Source organism: Streptomyces sp. NPDC031340, from assembly GCF_055569945.1.
This window is the reverse complement of record NZ_JBVIIE010000006.1, coordinates 141,739-158,360: the sequence shown is the minus strand read 5'-3', so window position 1 is coordinate 158,360 and position 16,622 is coordinate 141,739. Positions and strand designations below refer to the sequence as shown.

The following is a 16,622-nucleotide window of genomic DNA, read 5'->3' as shown; positions in this document are numbered from 1 at the left end:
ACAGAACGGATAACGCGACGCGCGCCGGCGGCTCCGCAAGCCGCCAGGCCGACCGGCGCGAATCTCTGCCGAGTCGATTCATGGCATCACACTCCACACTTGTCTTGTCGTGAGAACGAAGCACTCGCTTTTCGCCGCACGCCCACTTCGCGACCCCGGGCGCGGACGCCGGTCGCCAACGGCAGGCAATGAAAAGGGCCCACCGCTGTCGCGTGGGCCGCTTTATAGTGATCGTATGAGGATAACTTGTGAGTGTCGCAAGCGTGAAAGGTGAAAGCGCCTTCACGACCTCGGGCGGGACCGCCTCGGGTTGCGTGTTCTTGCAGCTCAATCAAGGTGTGTCACCCTCATCCCCGGCCGTTGCGAGCAGCGCGCAATATCGTATCCCTGGGGTCTCGCCGCCACCACAAGAACCCCTCACATTCATCGGGATCAGCGATAGCGCGCGAGCGCAGCAGAACGGCGGCCGGAAGAATGTTCGGCTGCGAAATGATGGCCACTCTGGCCGAATCTGGTCGCGTCGGGTCCGTGCCGTCCGGATGGCGCATTCGGGACGGGTTCATTCCGGCCGAGGAGCGTGAAAGGACCGCTGCTGCCTCGGCGGGCGCCGATTCAGCGCGGCGGGCATGCGATCGCGAGGGTCGCCGCCACGACGGCGGCGACCCGGGACCGTCGACGATGTCCTGCGGGTCCCGTCAGGTGCGGGTCCAGTGCTGGTTGCTGCCGTTCGAGCAGGAGTAGAGCTGGATCAGGGTGCCGTTGGCGGTTCCGGCTCCGACGGCGTCGAGGCAGAGGCCGGACTGGACGCCGACGATGGATCCGTCGGAGTTGAGGCGCCATTTCTGGTTGTCGCCGCCCCAGCAGCTGTAGATCTGGACCTTGGCGCCGTTGCCGGTGCCGGCGGCGTCCAGGCACTTGTTGCCGTAGACCCTGAGCTCGCCGGCGTCGGTGTAGGTCCACTGCTGGTTGGTGCCGCTGTGGCAGTCCCACAGCTGGAGCTGGGTGCCGTCGGTGGTGCCGGAGTTGGGCACGTCCAGGCAGCGGCCCGAACCGACGCCCTTGATCTGTCCGCCGTCCGAAGGGGGCGGGGTGGTGGTGCCGCCGTTGAGTGCGTTGAGGACGGCGGTGTAGGCGGGCTTCTTGCTGCCGTCGCCGTTGAAGAGCAGCGGCGTGTCCCCGGATCGCCAGGAGTCGGTGTCGCGCACCCCCCAGACGGTGATGCCGAGGCAGCGCGGGACGGCCAGACAGTCGTTGGTCACGTTGGTGTAGGTCGAGGCCGAGGCGCCCTGGATGTCGAGTTCGGTGATGGCCACGTCGACGCCGAGGGCGGCGAAGTTCTGCAGGGTGGTGCGGAAGTTGCTGTTGTAGGGGCTGCCGCTGTTGAAGTGAGACTGGAAGCCGACGCAGTCGATGGGCACACCGCGCTGCTTGAAGTCCCGGACCATGTTGTACACGCCCTGGGTCTTGGCCCAGGTCCAGTTCTCGATGTTGTAGTCGTTGTAGCAGAGCTTGGCCGCCGGGTCGGCGGCGCGCGCGGTGCGGAAGGCGACCTCGATCCAGTCGTTCCCGGTGCGTTGCAGGTTGGAGTCCCGCCGACCTCCCGAACCGTCGTCGGCGAAGGCCTCGTTCACGACGTCCCACTGGGCGATCTTGCCCTTGTAGTGGGCCATCACGCCGTTGATGTGGTCGATCATCGCCTGGCGCAGGGTGCTGCCGCTGAGGCTCTGCATCCAGCCGGGCTGCTGGGAGTGCCAGGCCAGGGTGTGGCCGCGCACCTGCTTGCCGTTCTGCACCGCCCAGTTGTAGACACGGTCGCCGGCGGTGAAGTTGAACTGGCCCCGCTGCGGTTCGGTGGCGTCGATCTTCATCTCGTTCTCGGCCGTCACCATGTTGAACTCACGGCCTGCGATCGTCGTGTACGCCGAGTCGCCCAGCTTGCCCGAGGCGATGGCGGTGCCGAAGTAGCGGCCGCTCTGCGCCGCCGCGGCGCCGAGCGTGCTCTCGGCGGCGTGTGCGGTCGGCGGCGCGAGAAGTGCGGCGACCACACCGAGGACGCCGACGATCAGCGTCAACAGCAGGCCGCGGATCTTCCGGCGGACAACGGGTCTGGGAAGGGCGTACGAGCCCATGAATGTGCCTCCAAGATAGACATCACGGAAGGACTGAAGCGCAGGGTCTTGCGGCGCAGGGTCTTGCGTCGCCCACTGCCGTGCGGGCAGACGGACGGACGGGGCGGGGCAGGGCGGAGCCCGGCAGCCCGGAGGGTTCGAAATGTCGAACCGGGTCGCCTTCTCAGGTTGGGATGATTGAGGCATTGACGATGCATCGTCAATACTCTGGCGGCGCAAAAGTTTCTGAGCTTGCTTCGAATGTTTCGAACCGCGGGCCGGGTGTGGACTCTCGGTGCGGGTGTGGTGCGGCTCCGTCATTTGCCGCGCTGGTAGTGCGGATCTCGATCACAGGTTCCCGAATTGTTTCGGAGTGAACGGCGATACATGCGAGGGGTGTTGACGCCGTTCACTGGTTCCCTATCATTCGGGTTGCTCGGAGCTTCGACGGCTGTTCGATATTGCGAACCTTGCATGTCATGGACGCATCAACATCTGGAACCGCCCACTCAAGGTTGAGGAAGGTCCCATGCACGGAGGAAAGCTCAGCCGCAGGCATACGTCCGCGGTGCTCGCCGCCGCGGTTGCGGTCCTGGCCGCGTTGGCCGCGATGCTCGTCGCCACGCCGGCTCAGGCGGCCACCAGCGGCGCCCTGCGCGGTGCCGGTTCGAACCGGTGTCTCGATGTAGTGGGCGCCGGCCAGGACGACGGCACGTACCTGCAGCTCTACGACTGCTGGGGCGGGACCAACCAGCAGTGGACGCTGACGGACGCCAATCAGCTGACCGTGTACGGCAACAAGTGCCTGGACGTCCCCGGCCACGCCACCGCGCCCGGTACCCGGGTGCAGATCTGGACCTGTTCCGGCGGGGCGAACCAGCAGTGGCGGGTGAACTCCGACGGCACGGTCGTAGGCGTGGAGTCCGGGCTGTGCCTGGAGGCCGCGGGCGCCGGCACGGCCAACGGTACGGCCGTGCAGATCGGGACGTGCAACGGCGGCAGCGGCCAGAAGTGGACCGGCCTCTCCGGGACGACGACCCCGCCGGGCACGTGCACTCTTCCGTCGACGTACCGGTGGACGTCGACGGGTGCGCTGGCGCAGCCGGCGAACGGGTGGGTCTCGCTGAAGGACTTCACCAACGTGACGTACAACGGCAAGCACCTGGTCTACGCGTCGAACGTGTCGGGATCGTCCTACGGCTCGATGATGTTCGGTCCCTTCACGAACTGGTCGGACATGGCGTCGGCCGGCCAGACCGGGATGAGCCAGTCGGCGGTGGCGCCCACGCTGTTCTACTTCGCGCCGAAGAACATCTGGGTGCTGGCGTACCAGTGGGGTGCGTGGCCCTTCATCTACCGCACGTCCAGCGACCCCACCAACCCCAACGGCTGGTCCGCGCCGCAGCCGCTGTTCACCGGCGGCATCTCCGGCTCCGGCACCGGCCCGATCGACCAGACCCTGATCGGCGACGGGCAGAACATGTACCTGTTCTTCGCCGGTGACAACGGCAAGATCTACCGGGCGAGCATGCCGATCGGGAACTTCCCGGGCAGCTTCGGCTCGTCGTACACGACGGTGATGAGCGATACGACGGCCAACCTGTTCGAGGCGGTGCAGGTCTACAAGGTCCAGGGCCAGAACCAGTACCTGATGATCGTCGAGGCGATGGGCGCGAACGGGCGCTACTTCCGCTCGTTCACGGCCTCCAGTCTGAGCGGCTCGTGGACTCCGCAGGCCGCCGGCGAGAGCAACCCCTTCGCGGGCAAGGCCAACAGCGGCGCCACCTGGACCAACGACATCAGCCACGGCGACCTGGTCCGCGACAACCCCGACCAGACCATGACCGTCGACCCCTGCAACCTGCAGTTCCTCTACCAGGGCAAGTCCCCGTCCGCGAGCGGCCCCTACGACCAGCTGCCCTGGCGGCCGGGTGTCCTCACCCTGCAGCGCTGATCACCCCGGTCAAGGAACCCCAGCCGTGCGGCGGCCGGGGTTCCTCTCACCTCCGCGATCCAGGAGCAAAATTCGCGAAGTGCCGGCACCCGGACTTTCCGACGGCGGTTTGCCGCGAACGCATCGTTGGTTAGGGTGGCGAGCGGAGACCGACTCAGGTCGGCGGGTTCGGGACTGGACAGGCTGATGGCTCCCGCGCGGGCCAAGTCAGACACGACGGGGGCTCGTCGGTGGGGGAGTTGGCGTCAGCAGAAGCCGAAGGCCGGCCGGCGCCCGTGGTGCTGCCCCCGTCGCTGCGCGTGCGGCTCGGGCTGATCGCGGCCCTCGCCGCGCTGGTGGTCGTCGCGCTCGGGGTCCTGTACGCCGGCCACAGCCGGCCCGGCACGGTGGACGCGCGGATCTCGGCGGCGGTGGACGGTGTGGGGCCGCCGTGGCGGCACGTCGCGCTGGCCCTGGACTTCTTGGGGCAGCCCGTGGGAGCGGCGACGCTGGTCGCCGCCGCCGTGGCGGGCTGCCTGCTGCTTCGCCGTCCTCGCGCGGCGGTGCTCGTCGTCTCCGGCGCCGCCGTGGCCGTGGGGACGGCGACGCTGCTCAAGCATCTGGTGGGACGCACCATCCACGGCGCCGGCAACCTGTCCTACCCGAGCGGGCACACCGCCTTCTTCACCGCGCTCGCCCTCGTGGGGGCGCTGCTCGCGACCGGCCGGCCGGTCCTCGGCAGGACGGCCGGCACGTCACTCGTGCTCGCTGCCGCGCTCATTGCCGGCGCTGCCATGGGCTGGGCCCAGGTCGCCCTGGGCGCGCACTACCCGACCGACGTCCTCGGCGGCTGGTGCACCGCGCTGGCGGTGATACCGGCCACCGCGTGGCTGGTCGACCGGATGGCTGACCGGCTGGCCGACCGGACGGCCGACGCGGGCCGGCTGGAGCGTCGCTGAACGTCACGTCATGTCACGCCGACCGGCGGAACACGGGCTTCACCGGCCGTCCGGCCAGCCAGGGAGTGGGGTCGGCGGCGTCCAGTGCCTTCCGGTACACCGCACACGCCTGAGCGACCACGTCGACGGTGTGATCGATGTCGGCGTCGTCGAGCGCGCTGCTCACCACGAACGACGGGGCCAGCACCCCGCCCGTGAGGAGCCGGCGCAGGAACAGGGTGCGGTACCGCTGCGACGGCTGCCCCTTCTCGTCGAGGGTGGCGAAGACCAGGTTGCTGGCCCGGCCCCGGACGACGACGTGGTCGCCGACGCCCATGGCGGCCGCGGCGTCGCGGACACCGGCGGCCAGCCGCTCGCCGAGGGCGTGCAGCCGCGCGGTGACGCCCTCTTCGACGTAGGTGGTGAGCACCGCCATCGCCGCTGCCAGGGAGTGCGTTTCCGCACCGTGCGTGGTGGACAGCAGGAACACCCGGTCGCCGGTGTGACGCAGCCCGCCCCGCTCCATCAGCTCGCGGCGCCCGGCCAGCGCGGAGACGGCGAATCCGTTGCCCAGCGCCTTGCCGAACGTGGAGAGGTCGGGGACGACGCCGTACAGGCCCTGGGCGCCCGCCTCGGACCAGCGGAAGCCGGTGATCATCTCGTCGAAGACCAGTACGCAGCCGTGCCGGTCGGCGAGCTCGCGCAGGCCGGCCAGGTACCCGGGCGGCGGCTCGGCGTGGGTGGCGGGTTCGAGGATCAGGCAGGCGACCTCGTCCTCGTACCGGGTGAGCAGTTCCTCCGTGGCGGCCAGGTCCCCGTAGGGGAAGGACACGGTGAGCTCGTCGGTCTCCGCCGGAATGCCGGCGGACATCGGCGTGGTGCCGATGAACCAGTCGTCGACGGAGAAGAAGGGGTGGTCGGCGCAGATGGCCACCCGCGAGCGCCCGGTGGCGGCGCGGGCGAGGCGCACCGCGGCGGTGGTGGCGTCGGAGCCGTTCTTCGCGAACTTCACCATCTCGGCGGTCGGCACCGTGGCCAGGAAGCGTTCGGCGGCTTCGACCTCCACGATGGACGGCCGGACGAAGTTGCTGCCGCGGTCGAGTTCCCGCCGTACCGCCTCGACCACCCGTGGGTGGGCGTGGCCGAGGCTGACGGACCGCAGGCCGGAGCCGTACTCGATGTAGCGGTTGCCGTCGACGTCCCACACATGGGCACCGCGGCCGTGGCTGATGACCGGGGCCAGGTTCTCGGGGTACTGGTCGTCGCCCTTGGCGTAGGTGTGCGCGCCCCCGGGGATCATGGCGTGCAGCCGCTCGTTGGCCGCCCGCGAGCGGGGCAGGTGGAGTCCTTCGGTGTCCAAGGGACCTCAGCTTTCTCTGTGCTTCAGGACCTCGGAGAGGCTCGGCGCCTCCCGGTCCCGCTGGGACATCGATGTGACCGGCAGCGGCCAGGGAATGGCGAGCTCCGGGTCGTCGAAGGCGATCGTCACGTCCTCGGCCGGATCGTGCGGGCGGTCGATCCGGTACGAGGTGTCGGCGGTCTCGGTCAGCGCCTGGAAGCCGTGCGCGCAGCCCGCCGGGATGTACACGGTCGCCTGCGTCTCGCCGGACAGCTCGAAGAAGGCCCGGCCCAGGTAGGTCGGCGAGCCCGGCCGCAGGTCCACGACGACGTCGAAGATCCTCCCGTACGAGCACCGCACCAGCTTGGCCTCGCCGTCGCCGGAGCGCAGGTGCAGGCCGCGCAGCACGCCGCGGACCGAGCGGGACACGCTGTCCTGGACGAAGGCGTTCGGGTCGAGGCCCACCGAGCGGACCACGTCGGCGTCGAAGGTGCGGCAGAAGAAGCCGCGCTCGTCGGCGTACGGCGTCGGCTCGAACAGGTACGCCCCGGCGATCTCGGGGACTTCGGTCACTTTCATCGGGACTCCTGCCGGGCGGGGACGTGGGCATGGCCGGTCGCCGGGAACAGGGCCACGGTCAGGGCGGTGAACTGGTCGTCCAGTTGCCGGGCGGCCGCCAGGTTCCGCTCGGCGAGGGTCCGCCGCAGCTCGGCCGAGCGGTTCTCCAGCGCCCGGAACTGCTCGAGCAGCCGGTCGGCGTCGACCTCGCGCGCCGGGTGGCAGTACGCGCCGAGGCCCATCCGCTCCATGAGCGCCTCGCTCTTCGCCGCGTAGCTGACGGCGAGGACCGGTGTGCCGGTCCTCAGCGCGCAGATCAGGTTGTGGTAGCGGACCGCGACCACGGTGTCGGCGGCCGCCATCTCCTTCATCAGGTCGGCCAGTGAGGCCGGTTCGGCCGCGGTGACCAGCGGAGAGTCCACCGCGTCCAGGATCGCGGCGACCACCGACGCGTCGCAGTCGTCGCCGGTGAGCAGCCGGACCGGCCTGCCCCCCTCGACCAGCGCGCGGACGAACCGGATCGTCCCGTCGAGGTAGCGCCGGTATATCTCGTCGGCACGGGCGCGGTCGTCGTTGCCGCCGTGGAAGTCCATGACGCCGACGCAGACCGGGCCCGGCGGGGCCGACGGGTCCGGGGCCGCGCCCGCCGGCGGCGTCGGCAGGGAGAACGCCAGGTCCGGGTAGACCTCGTCGCGCGCGGTGTCCACCCCCATCGCCCGCATCGCGTCGCGGGACTGCGTGTCCCGGTACGACCGGTATGCGGCCATCCGCGCCGACCAGCGCACCAGGGCCCGGGTCGGCCGGTCGCGGATCTCGGCGGCGCCGACGCTGACCAGCGCGACCCGGGTGCCGAGCAGCCGGCCGCTCGCGCAGAGCAGGAACAGCGAGTACGGGAAGCCCCACGGCCGCAGCGGCAGAGTCGCCTCCAGGACGCCCATGCCCGGCACGATCACCACGTCGTGCCGGCGCACCCAGGCGGCGGTGCGGAAGACGTCGACGAGTTTGCCCAGCCCCTTCGCCGCGATCGCGCCCGCACGGGACGCGGTCCGGTACTCCCCGCGGTACCAGTGCAGCCGCGTGGCGGGGATCCCGAACCGGGCCGTCACGGCCTCGGGTCCGCCGCACAGCGCGTCCACGACCGCCTCCGGGTGCGCGGCGCGGAGGTACCCGAGGACGGCTTCGAGCGATCCGTCGTTGCCGAGGTTGCCGGAGCCGAGCAGGCCGAACACCCCGACGCGCACCGGGGTTTCCGCCGCGGCCGTCACGCGCGCCTCCCGTCACGGCCCTCACGGCCCTCACGACCTTCACGCCCGGCGACGAGGGCGTCCACGGAGACGGTGAGTTTGGCCGGATCGACCGGGGCGCGGTCCTCGACCCGCTCGCCGGCGCCCGGCCGGACCCGGCTGGTCATCCACGCGGCCAGGTGGCGGTAGCATTCGCGCCGCTCGGCCGGGGAGATCGGCGCCCGCCGGATCGCCGAGGCGAAGCCCCAGACGTACTCGGCGAGCAGCCGGGGCGTCGGGTGCAGCGGGCCCGCCCGGCGCGGGTCCAGGTTGACGCACCGGGCGCGCTTGGACGGGTTCGCCCGCTCGGCGCGGGTGGGATGGTCGCGACGGAAGTACAGCAGCTCCGGCACCTGGTGGAAGCGCCCGTGCAGGGCGATCTCGGCGACGAACGTGCGGTCCGCGTGGTGGTAGCTGTCCATCGGCCTCACCCGGCGCAGCGCGTCGGCCCGGATCACCCCGTAGAAGTCGTCGCCGCCGGGCTCGAACAGCATGCTGCGGAACCGCTCGGGGGCGTGCGGTGAGTTGGTGGCGAGCGTGTACTCGTACGGGACCTTCACCCGCCCGTCGCCGTCGATGACCGCCTGGTCGGCGTGTGCGAGGATCACGTCCGGCCGCTCGTCCAGCGCCTCCACGCAGCGCCGCAGCAGATCGCGGGCGTAGAGGTCGTCGTGCGAGGCCCACTTGAACAGTTCGCCGCGGCACTGGGTGAACACGTAGTTGTGGTTCGGTGTGGCGCCGACGTTCCGGAGCAGCCGGACGTACCGGATGCGTGAGTCCTGCGCGGCGTACTTGCGGCAGATGGCCTCGGTCCCGTCCGTCGAGGCGTTGTCGGAGATGACCAGCTCGAAGTCCTCGTAGGTCTGCCCGAGCAGGGCGTCGAGCGACTCGGCGAGGTACTCCTCGCCGTTGTACACGGGCAGGCCGATGCTCAGCCTGGGTCGGTCGGTCATGCAGTCCTCACTTCGGGGATGGGGTCGTGGTGGTGCTCGCGCAGGGCGGACCGCAGCTGCAGCCACCACACCGCGGAGCCGCTGACGGTCGCGGCGGCGACGCCCCAGGCCGAGCCGACCGTGCCGGCCAGGGCCGCCCCGCCGAGCCCGCCGCCGACATAGCAGGCGGAGGCGAACAGCTGGGAGCGCAGGCTGCGCCGGGCCGCGCCGAGCGCGCGCAGCCCGGCCGCCGCGCCGGTGCCGAGGCCGGCGCCCGCGACCCCGAGCGTGATCGCCACGACGAGCTGCGAGGCGGAGTGCCAGACGTCGCCCAGGGCGAGCTCGCCGAGCCGGTCCGGCATCAGCAGCAGCGCCCCGCCCCACAGCAGCGCGGCGACGGCCTGCCCGCCGCCGAGGAGGAGGCAGAACCGGCCGAGCCGGTCCGGGGCCCGCCGCAGCACCCGTGCCGCCTCCGGGACGGTGACCAGTGACAGGCCCATCAGCACGGCGAGGAACGGGCCCATGAGGAGTTCGGCGCCCCGCACCGCACCCACCGCGCCGAGGCCGACGATCGCACCGAGCCCGTAGGCCCGCAGCTGGCTCGCGCCGCTGAGGCAGGTGTTCTCGACCAGGTACCGGTAGCCGAGATCGCGCTGTTCGCGGAGCCACCGGCGCCCCTCGGTCACCCGGGGCCGGATGCCGGACTGGACGCAGCCGTACCCCGCCGCCACCGTGGCGGAGGCGCCCCAGGCGAGCACGAACGCGGCCACACTGCCCACGCGGGCCGCCACGAGCATGGCCGGGACGAGCGCGACGCCCCACACGACGTCGTTGACGAACGCCTTCCGCCCGGCGCCGGCGGCGAAGAACGCGAACCGCCAGGCGTCCTGCAGCAGCAGCCCCGGCAGCATCACGCCGAGGCAGACGAACGCGGGCCCCACGCGGCCGCCGAGGGCCGGCCCGGCCACCAGACACGCCGCGCCGATGGCCGTGCCCACGCCGAGCGCGGTACCCGTCGACCGGGCCACCGCCCCGCGCCAGGACGCCTCCGGCACGCCGCTGAAGCGCACCACGAGCGGATCGGTGGCGAGGCCGCGGGAGACGTTGAGCACCACCCCGTAGGTCACCCAGGCCAGGCTGAACACGCCGAACGCGGTCACCCCCAGGGAGCGGGCCACGTAGATGCCCACCGCGAAGTTGGACATGCTGGAGGCCGCCTGGTCGGCCAGTCCCCAGGACAGCCTGCCGACGAGGGCCCGCCTGGCGGACCCGGCCGCCGGCGCCGTCGGCTGCGGATTCTCCTCCTCGGTGGTCATCGGCGTCATGCCTTGATCAGTCCGGCGCCGTGCAGGGCGTCGGCCGCGACGGCGACGGTGTCGAACGGCAGCCCGGACCGCTCGGCGACGTCCAGCAGACTGTGCTCGCCGTCGGAGAGGCTGAGCACCCAGAGCATGGCCATCTGGGCCTGCTTGGTGTCGCTGCGGCCGCCGAGCGCGTCGTACAACCCGCGCCGGCCCAGCTGCGGTTCGCCGTAGGGGCTGAGGTTGAGGTACCGCCGGTTGCGGTCGAGGACGGCGAACGCCTCGCGGCACACCGCGAGGGTGTCCTCCATCGCCTCGGGGGAGACGAAGTCCGGGTTGTCCGCCGAGGTGTGGTACTCGGGGTACCCGGCGTACGGGGTCCGGCTGAGCGAGCCCACGCCGAGATCGAACCCGGGCGAGCAGTACTGCCGTTCGTCGTAGCCGTACGGAGTGAACTCGTTGACGGTGTGCGGGCGTTCGGACGCGGTGAGCACATGCCGCAGCACCCGGTCGATCTCCGCGTCGCCGCGTCTGCTCTGCTTGTACGTCAACCGGCCCCGGTCCCCGGCGCAGGCCAGCACGAGGCCGTGCCTGACCCGTTCCACCCGCTCCGCGTTGCGGGCCAGCCAGGTGATCGCCCCGATGGTGCCGGGCGCGTAGATGAACCGGTAGGTGTAGTACGGCGTCTCCTGCGCCAGCGCCCGGGCCAGGAACGTCGCCACCGCGATGCCGGCCAGGTTGTCGTTGGCCAGCGACGGGTGGCAGACGTGGCAGGAGACGATCACCTCGTCCGGAACCTGACCGGGGATCACATGCTCGGCGTAGGTGAGGTGGCCGTCTTCGAGCGTGGAGTCGATGCGAACCTCGTAGTCGCCGTCCGGCAGCGCGTCCAGGGTCTCCTGGGCCAGGCAGAACCCCCACTCCGGCTTGTAGTAGCTGGTGCGGTACGGCACCCAGCTCGGGTGGTCCGGAAGGGTGTGCAGGTGCGCGCGGAGCTCGGACAGCGGCATGGTGGCCGACACCGGCACGCTGTAGCCGAGCACGTGCAGGCTGGACGCGGCGAAGTCGACCACCCGGTGGCCGGCGGAGTCGGCGATGTAGGCGTCGCGGATGTTCCACTCCTGCGGCACGGTCCAGTCGAGCACCTGCGTCCCGGTCGGCACCTCGTGCACCTCCAGCGGGACGTACTCGCCGACGATGTCCAGGGTGGCGCGCACGCCGTCGCCGGTGATGCTCCGGCACAGCGGGTACAGCCGCTCCACCAGCGCGTGCATCTCCCGGCCGGTCTCGGTCATCCGCGCCACCGCAGGGTGTCGTCGACGGCGCCGGCGTCGGACGCCGCGCGCAGCACGGCGAGCCGGGTGAAGCGTCGCTCGAAGTCCTCCCGGGTCAGCCCGAACTTCTGGTAGGCCTCGGCGAGTTCGAGCGCGCCCTGCTTCACCGTCCACTCGCAGTCGAAGCCGGGTATCGCGGCCCGGAACCGGGAGAAGTCCACCCGGTACGACCGCGGATCGGCGCCGGTCTCCCCGGTGATCACCACCTTCGCGCCGGAGACCGCCTCGGCGACCTGTCCGGCGATCTCGGCGACCGTGACGTTGTTGGTCTCGCTGCCGATGTTGAACGCCCGGTCGTGCACCGCCTCGCGCGGCGCGGTCAGCGCGGCCGTGAAGGCCCGTGCGATGTCGGCGGCGTGCACCAGCGGGCGCCAGGGGGTGCCGTCGGAGAGCACCAGCACCTCGCCGGACAGCAGGGCGTGGCCCACCAGGTTGTTCAGCACGATGTCGGCGCGCAGCCGGGGCGAGTAGCCGAAGGCGGTGGCGTTGCGCATGAACACCGGGGTGAAGTCGCCGTCGGCCAGCGCGTGCAGGTCGTCCTCCACCCGCACCTTGGACTCCGCGTACGGCGTCACCGGGCGCAGCGGGGCGTCCTCGGTCACCAGGCCGTCGCCGCCGGCGGCGCCGTAGACCGAGCAGGTGGACGCGTACAGGAAGCGCCGTACCCCGGCGTCGCGGGCCAGCCGGGCGAGCCGCACGGACGCGTGGTGGTTGATGTCGTAGGTGAGGGTTGGCGCCAGCGATCCCAGCGGGTCGTTGGAGAGCGCGGCCAGGTGGATCACGGCGTCCACCCCGGCCACGTGCTCGGCCGTGACGTCGCGCAGGTCCACCCGGTGCCCGGGCGGGTCCGCGGGCGGCTCGCCCAGCACGCAGTCGGCGAACAGGCCGGCGTCGAGGCCGACGACGTCGTGCCCGGCGGCCGCGAGGACCGGGGCCATCACGGTGCCCAGGTAGCCCTGGTGTCCGGTCAGCAGTACGCGCAAAGTTCAGTCCCCCAGGTCGATCGTGAGTTTGGTGACGGCGAACGCCTCGGCGTAGCGGGCGTGGCATTCGATGCCGCGGATCCGGGCCAGGCCGAGGAACGCCTCCCGGTCGTACCAGGGCCGGTGCCGCTGCGAGGGGTAGTGCTCCTGCAGCAGTCGCACCTTCCGCTCGGCGGTCTCCGGCGACAGCGGCTGGTACACCGACGGACGGCCGAGATCGCCGTCCCACTTGACGATCTCGTAGCCGAGCACGAGGTGGTCGCGGAACGCGGTGGGCAGCAGCCGCGCCAGTCCGCGGTGATCCTGGTGCGCGTCGTCGGTGCGCGGGGCGAGGACCAGGTCGGGGTCGGTCCGCTCGCGCAGCTCCTCGACCGCGGACTTGGCCTCCTCCCAGTGGGCCGGGAACCGGCCGTCCGGCAGCTTGTGCACGGTCAGCCGCAGGTCGGCGCCCGGGCAGAAGGCGGCGAGCGCGGCCCGCTCCTCCTGCTCCCGGTCGGTGCCGCCGCCGGAGAGCACCAGCGCGTCGACGCGGATCCCCGGCCGCGCGCCGCACAGCGTCAGCAGCGTGCCGCCGGCGCCGATGGCGATGTCGTCGCAGTGCGCGCCCACCGCGACGATCCGGTCCGGGCGCCCGGCGCTGAGCCGGATCACGCGCTCACCCCGGCGTTGTCCCGCTCCCACACGGCCCATGGACGGTCGCCCCGGGCGTAGGCGTCGTCGAGCGCCGCCCGCTCCTTCACGGTGTCGGTCGGCTTCCAGAAGCCGCGGTGCTGGTGCGCCACCAGCCGGCCGCGCTTGGCCAGCTGGGCGCATCCGTCGGCGACCAGGTCCCCGTTCTCCGGTATGTGGTCGAAGACCTCCTGCCGGAGCACGAAGTAGCCGCCGTTCTCCCACAGCGGCAGGTCGCTCACCGCGGTGATGCCACCCACCAGGCCGTTCTCGCCCAGCTCCACGCAGTGGAACGAGGACTGCGGCGGCACCACCATCATCGACGCGCCGGCGTCGCGCGCCGCGAACCGGTCGATCATCTCGTCCAGCGGGGCGTCGGTGAGCACGTCGGCGTAGTTGGCGAGGAACATCTCGTCGCCGTCCAGGTGGTGCCGCACCCGGCGCAGCCGCTCCCCGATCGGCGACTCGATGCCGGTCTGCGCGAACGTGATCGTCCAGTCGGCGATGTCCGTGGACAGCAGCTCGGTCCGCCCGCCGCGCAGCACGAAGTCGTTGGACGTCGTCTCCTCGTAGTTGAGGAAGAAGTTCTTGATGTGGTGGGCCCCGTAGCCGAGGCACAGGATGAACTCCTTGTGCCCGAAGTACGCGTAGTAGCGCATGACGTGCCAGATCAGCGGTCGCGGCCCGACCATCGCCATCGGCTTGGGCACGTCGTCGGAGGCTCCGCTGCGCATCCGCATCCCGTAACCGCCGCAGAACAGGACGACCTTCATGACTCCCCCTCGACAATGCTCAGTTCCGGGATGGGAAAGACCAGCCGGCCGCCCCAGCCGTGCACGAAGGACAACTGCTCGACCAGCTCGGCCCGCAGGTTCCACGGCAGGACCAGGACGTAGTCCGGCTTGTCGGCGGCTATCCGCTCGGGCGGCAGGACGGGGATGCGGGTGCCCGGGGTGAACCTGCCGTGCTTGTACGGGTTGCGGTCGACCGTGTACGGGAGCAGGTCGGGCCGGATCCCGCAGTGGTTCAGCAGGGTGTTGCCCTTGCCCGGGGCGCCGTAGCCCACCACCGTCTCGCCGCGCTCGGCCGCATCGATGAGGAACCGCAGCAGATCCCGGCGCACCTTGGCCACCCGGGCGGAGAACTCGGTGTACCCGGACAGCTCCCGCAGCCCGGCGGCCTTCTCCCGGTCGAGCACCTCGGCCACCCGCCGGCTCGGCTCGCCGGCCACCTCGTCCGGCCGGGCCCACAGCCGGACGGAGCCGCCGTGCGTGGGCAGCAACTCGACGTCCACGAGCGTGAGTCCGCCGCTCGCCAGGGCTCGGGTCGCGGACGCGACCGTGTAGTACTGGAAGTGCTCGTGGTAGATCGTGTCGTACTGGTTCTCCTCGATCAGGGTCAGCAGGTGCTGCACCTCGATGGAGACCCAGCCGTCGTCGGCGACCAGGGCGCGCAGCCCTCGGGTGAACCCGACCACGTCGGGGATGTGCGCGTACACGTTGTTGGCCACCACCAGGTCCGCCGGGCCGTGCTCCGCGCGGACCGCCGAGCCGGTCTCGGGGCTCAGGAACTCCGTGAGCGTGGGCACACCGGCGTCCCGCGCCGCCGCTCCGACGTTCACCGACGGCTCGATGCCCAGGCAGCGGATCCCCCGGTCCACCACGTGCCTCAGCAGGTACCCGTCGTTGCTCGCGACCTCGGCCACGAAGGAATCGGGACCCAGGTCGAGGCGCTGCACGGCGTCGGCGACGAACGTGCGCGCGTGCTCCACCCAGGAGGTCGAGTACGAGGAGAAGTACGCGTACTCCTTGAACGTCTCCTCCGGCGTGATCAGCGGAGGGATCTGCGCGAGCCAGCAGTCGGTGCAGACCCGCAGGTGCAGCGGGTACGCCGGCTCCGGCCGGTCCAATTGGTCGGCGGCCAGGAAGCTTTCGCACGGTGGCGTCGCCCCCAGGTCGACGACGCTCGCCATCGCTTCCGAGCCGCAGAGTCGGCATCGTGTCATCTGCTGTCCCCATCCCCCCTGCTCGCGCGGGTGTCCCCGCCGCGAGCCAGTGCTGACCGACCCGCGATCGCGGTGCGGTACTCCTCCACCAGGCGCTCGAGGCCGACGGCCGGGCTGAAGCCCTGCTCGTAACGGCGCCGGGCCGCCCGGCCCATCTCCCGGTTGCGGGCCGGTCCGGCCGCGATCCGGCGCATGCAGGACGCGAGCGAGGCGGGGTCGCCCGGCCGGTGCAGCAGCCCGGTCACCCCGTCCTCGACGAGTTCGACGAAGGCGCCGTGACCGGCGGCGACGACCGGGACCCCGGCCGCCATCGCCTCCACGACCACCAGGCCGAACGCCTCCAGCCACGTCGAGGGAGCCACCACGGCCACCGCCCTCGCGACGGCCCTCCGGCACTCCGCCGTGTCGTACAGACCGACGTGACGCACGTCGTCGCGGCCCGCCGCCCAGGCGGTCACCTCCCGCTCCAGCGGCCCCGCGCCGGCGATCACCAGCGGGACGCCCGCACCGCCGCCCGCCGCGATCTCGTCCCAGGCGGCCATCAGCAGCCGCACCCCCTTGGCCTCCGCGAGCCGGCCGAGATACAGCAGATGCTCTCCCTCGCCGACTCGGCAGGTGCCCGGGTCGGGAACGAAGTTGTGCTTCACCGCCAGCCGCTCGGCCGGCATGCCGGACCGCACCAGGACGTCGCGCTGCGCCGCGGAGATGCACAGGAACCGCTCCACGCCGGACCACCACCGCCGCCGGTTGACCGACAGGCTGACCGCGAGCGGCACCGTGGCGAGGCGGGAGCCGCGGTAGCAGCCGTGCCGGACGGCGGGCAGCGGCGTCGATCCGACGCACTCCGTGCAGGGCCGGCCGTCGCGCCGCAGTGTGCCGGGAGGGCAGACCTGGGTGTAGTTGTGCAGCGTCGCGACGGCGGGCACACCGGCGTCGGCGCAGGCGGCCAGCACCGCGGGCGACAGGAGCGGGAAGACGTTGTGCACGTGCACCACGTCCGGCCGCTCGGCGCGCAGCCGGGCGGTGAGCTCCGTGCGCACCGCCGGGTTCCACGGCACCAGGAGCGGCACCGCGGCCTTGCCGAGGAGTGAGCGGTCGGCGATGTCGTCGCTGCGCCGCTCGAACACCTCGACCCGGTGGCCGCCCGCGCGCAGCAGCTCCACCTCCTGGTCGACGACCTTGTTCTCCCCGCTCGGCTGTGCCGAGGCGTAGCGGTTGTGCACCACCAGGACGTGCATG

General features: G+C 71.5%; 14 protein-coding genes. 2 read left to right on the top strand and 12 right to left on the bottom strand.

The features are described 5' to 3' along the window. Positions 1-695: 695 nt before the first annotated feature. On the bottom strand, positions 696-2,129 hold the full coding sequence (locus ACZ5GT_RS06270) for an endo-1,4-beta-xylanase (RefSeq protein ID WP_469015204.1): 1,434 nt from the start codon (positions 2,127-2,129) through the stop codon (positions 696-698). 508 nt (positions 2,130-2,637) lie between these two features. On the opposite strand from ACZ5GT_RS06270, the gene ACZ5GT_RS06265 reads away from it, so the two are divergent. Continuing rightward, positions 2,638-4,062 carry a non-reducing end alpha-L-arabinofuranosidase family hydrolase gene (locus ACZ5GT_RS06265; protein WP_469015199.1) on the top strand — a complete coding sequence of 475 codons (1,425 nt, stop codon included), beginning with the start codon at positions 2,638-2,640 and terminating at the stop codon, positions 4,060-4,062. 239 nt (positions 4,063-4,301) lie between these two features. Beyond that, positions 4,302-5,000: a phosphatase PAP2 family protein gene (locus ACZ5GT_RS06260; RefSeq protein WP_469015196.1), complete on the top strand. Its 699-nt coding sequence runs from the start codon at positions 4,302-4,304 to the stop codon at positions 4,998-5,000. A gap of 13 nt (positions 5,001-5,013) precedes the next feature. Here ACZ5GT_RS06260 and ACZ5GT_RS06255 read toward each other — a convergent pair whose 3' ends face one another. Genes ACZ5GT_RS06255 through ACZ5GT_RS06205 form a run of 11 tightly spaced genes read right to left on the bottom strand, consistent with a single transcriptional unit; the run spans position 5,014 to position 16,621 of the window. Next, the gene (locus tag ACZ5GT_RS06255) at positions 5,014-6,339 is read right to left on the bottom strand and encodes a glutamate-1-semialdehyde 2,1-aminomutase (protein ID WP_469015193.1); all 1,326 of its coding nucleotides are present in this window, start codon (positions 6,337-6,339) and stop codon (positions 5,014-5,016) included. Between the two features lie 6 nt (positions 6,340-6,345). After that, complete coding sequence (locus tag ACZ5GT_RS06250; RefSeq protein WP_469015188.1) at positions 6,346-6,897, bottom strand: dTDP-4-dehydrorhamnose 3,5-epimerase family protein; 552 nt, start codon at positions 6,895-6,897, stop codon at positions 6,346-6,348. After that, positions 6,894-8,141: a polysaccharide pyruvyl transferase family protein gene (locus ACZ5GT_RS06245; RefSeq protein WP_469015184.1), complete on the bottom strand. Its 1,248-nt coding sequence runs from the start codon at positions 8,139-8,141 to the stop codon at positions 6,894-6,896. The genes ACZ5GT_RS06250 and ACZ5GT_RS06245 overlap by 4 nt, the downstream gene beginning before the upstream one ends. Next, entirely contained in the window at positions 8,138-9,112 is a 975-nt protein-coding gene (locus ACZ5GT_RS06240) for a glycosyltransferase family 2 protein (protein WP_469015181.1), read from the bottom strand. Before ACZ5GT_RS06240 ends, ACZ5GT_RS06245 begins: the two co-directional genes overlap by 4 nt. Beyond that, positions 9,109-10,416, bottom strand: a complete 1,308-nt coding sequence (locus ACZ5GT_RS06235; RefSeq protein ID WP_469015179.1) for a hypothetical protein — start codon at positions 10,414-10,416, stop codon at positions 9,109-9,111. Before ACZ5GT_RS06235 ends, ACZ5GT_RS06240 begins: the two co-directional genes overlap by 4 nt. After that, positions 10,413-11,687 carry a DUF4910 domain-containing protein gene (locus tag ACZ5GT_RS06230; RefSeq protein ID WP_469015174.1) on the bottom strand — a complete coding sequence of 425 codons (1,275 nt, stop codon included), beginning with the start codon at positions 11,685-11,687 and terminating at the stop codon, positions 10,413-10,415. Before ACZ5GT_RS06230 ends, ACZ5GT_RS06235 begins: the two co-directional genes overlap by 4 nt. Further along, the gene (locus ACZ5GT_RS06225) at positions 11,684-12,709 is read right to left on the bottom strand and encodes an NAD-dependent epimerase/dehydratase family protein (protein ID WP_469015171.1); all 1,026 of its coding nucleotides are present in this window, start codon (positions 12,707-12,709) and stop codon (positions 11,684-11,686) included. Before ACZ5GT_RS06225 ends, ACZ5GT_RS06230 begins: the two co-directional genes overlap by 4 nt. Positions 12,710-12,712: 3 nt before the next feature. Continuing rightward, positions 12,713-13,360 carry a PIG-L deacetylase family protein gene (locus ACZ5GT_RS06220; RefSeq protein ID WP_469015168.1) on the bottom strand — a complete coding sequence of 216 codons (648 nt, stop codon included), beginning with the start codon at positions 13,358-13,360 and terminating at the stop codon, positions 12,713-12,715. Further along, positions 13,357-14,151: a sugar phosphate nucleotidyltransferase gene (locus tag ACZ5GT_RS06215; RefSeq protein WP_469015165.1), complete on the bottom strand. Its 795-nt coding sequence runs from the start codon at positions 14,149-14,151 to the stop codon at positions 13,357-13,359. The genes ACZ5GT_RS06220 and ACZ5GT_RS06215 overlap by 4 nt, the downstream gene beginning before the upstream one ends. After that, positions 14,148-15,383, bottom strand: coding sequence for a class I SAM-dependent methyltransferase (locus ACZ5GT_RS06210; RefSeq protein ID WP_469015162.1), 1,236 nt, complete (start codon positions 15,381-15,383; stop codon positions 14,148-14,150). The genes ACZ5GT_RS06215 and ACZ5GT_RS06210 overlap by 4 nt, the downstream gene beginning before the upstream one ends. After that, complete coding sequence (locus ACZ5GT_RS06205; RefSeq protein ID WP_469015440.1) at positions 15,380-16,621, bottom strand: glycosyltransferase; 1,242 nt, start codon at positions 16,619-16,621, stop codon at positions 15,380-15,382. The genes ACZ5GT_RS06210 and ACZ5GT_RS06205 overlap by 4 nt, the downstream gene beginning before the upstream one ends. Position 16,622: the final 1 nt, after the last annotated feature.

Coding starts and splice junctions, on each gene's coding strand:
- ACZ5GT_RS06205 (WP_469015440.1), bottom strand. CDS start 16,621: ATGCACGTCCTGGTGGTGCACAACCGCTACGCCTCGGCACAGCCGAGC.
- ACZ5GT_RS06240 (WP_469015181.1), bottom strand. CDS start 9,112: ATGACCGACCGACCCAGGCTGAGCATCGGCCTGCCCGTGTACAACGGC.
- ACZ5GT_RS06215 (WP_469015165.1), bottom strand. CDS start 14,151: ATGAAGGTCGTCCTGTTCTGCGGCGGTTACGGGATGCGGATGCGCAGC.
- ACZ5GT_RS06235 (WP_469015179.1), bottom strand. CDS start 10,416: ATGACGCCGATGACCACCGAGGAGGAGAATCCGCAGCCGACGGCGCCG.
- ACZ5GT_RS06265 (WP_469015199.1), top strand. CDS start 2,638: ATGCACGGAGGAAAGCTCAGCCGCAGGCATACGTCCGCGGTGCTCGCC.
- ACZ5GT_RS06250 (WP_469015188.1), bottom strand. CDS start 6,897: ATGAAAGTGACCGAAGTCCCCGAGATCGCCGGGGCGTACCTGTTCGAG.
- ACZ5GT_RS06270 (WP_469015204.1), bottom strand. CDS start 2,129: ATGGGCTCGTACGCCCTTCCCAGACCCGTTGTCCGCCGGAAGATCCGC.
- ACZ5GT_RS06230 (WP_469015174.1), bottom strand. CDS start 11,687: ATGACCGAGACCGGCCGGGAGATGCACGCGCTGGTGGAGCGGCTGTAC.
- ACZ5GT_RS06210 (WP_469015162.1), bottom strand. CDS start 15,383: ATGACACGATGCCGACTCTGCGGCTCGGAAGCGATGGCGAGCGTCGTC.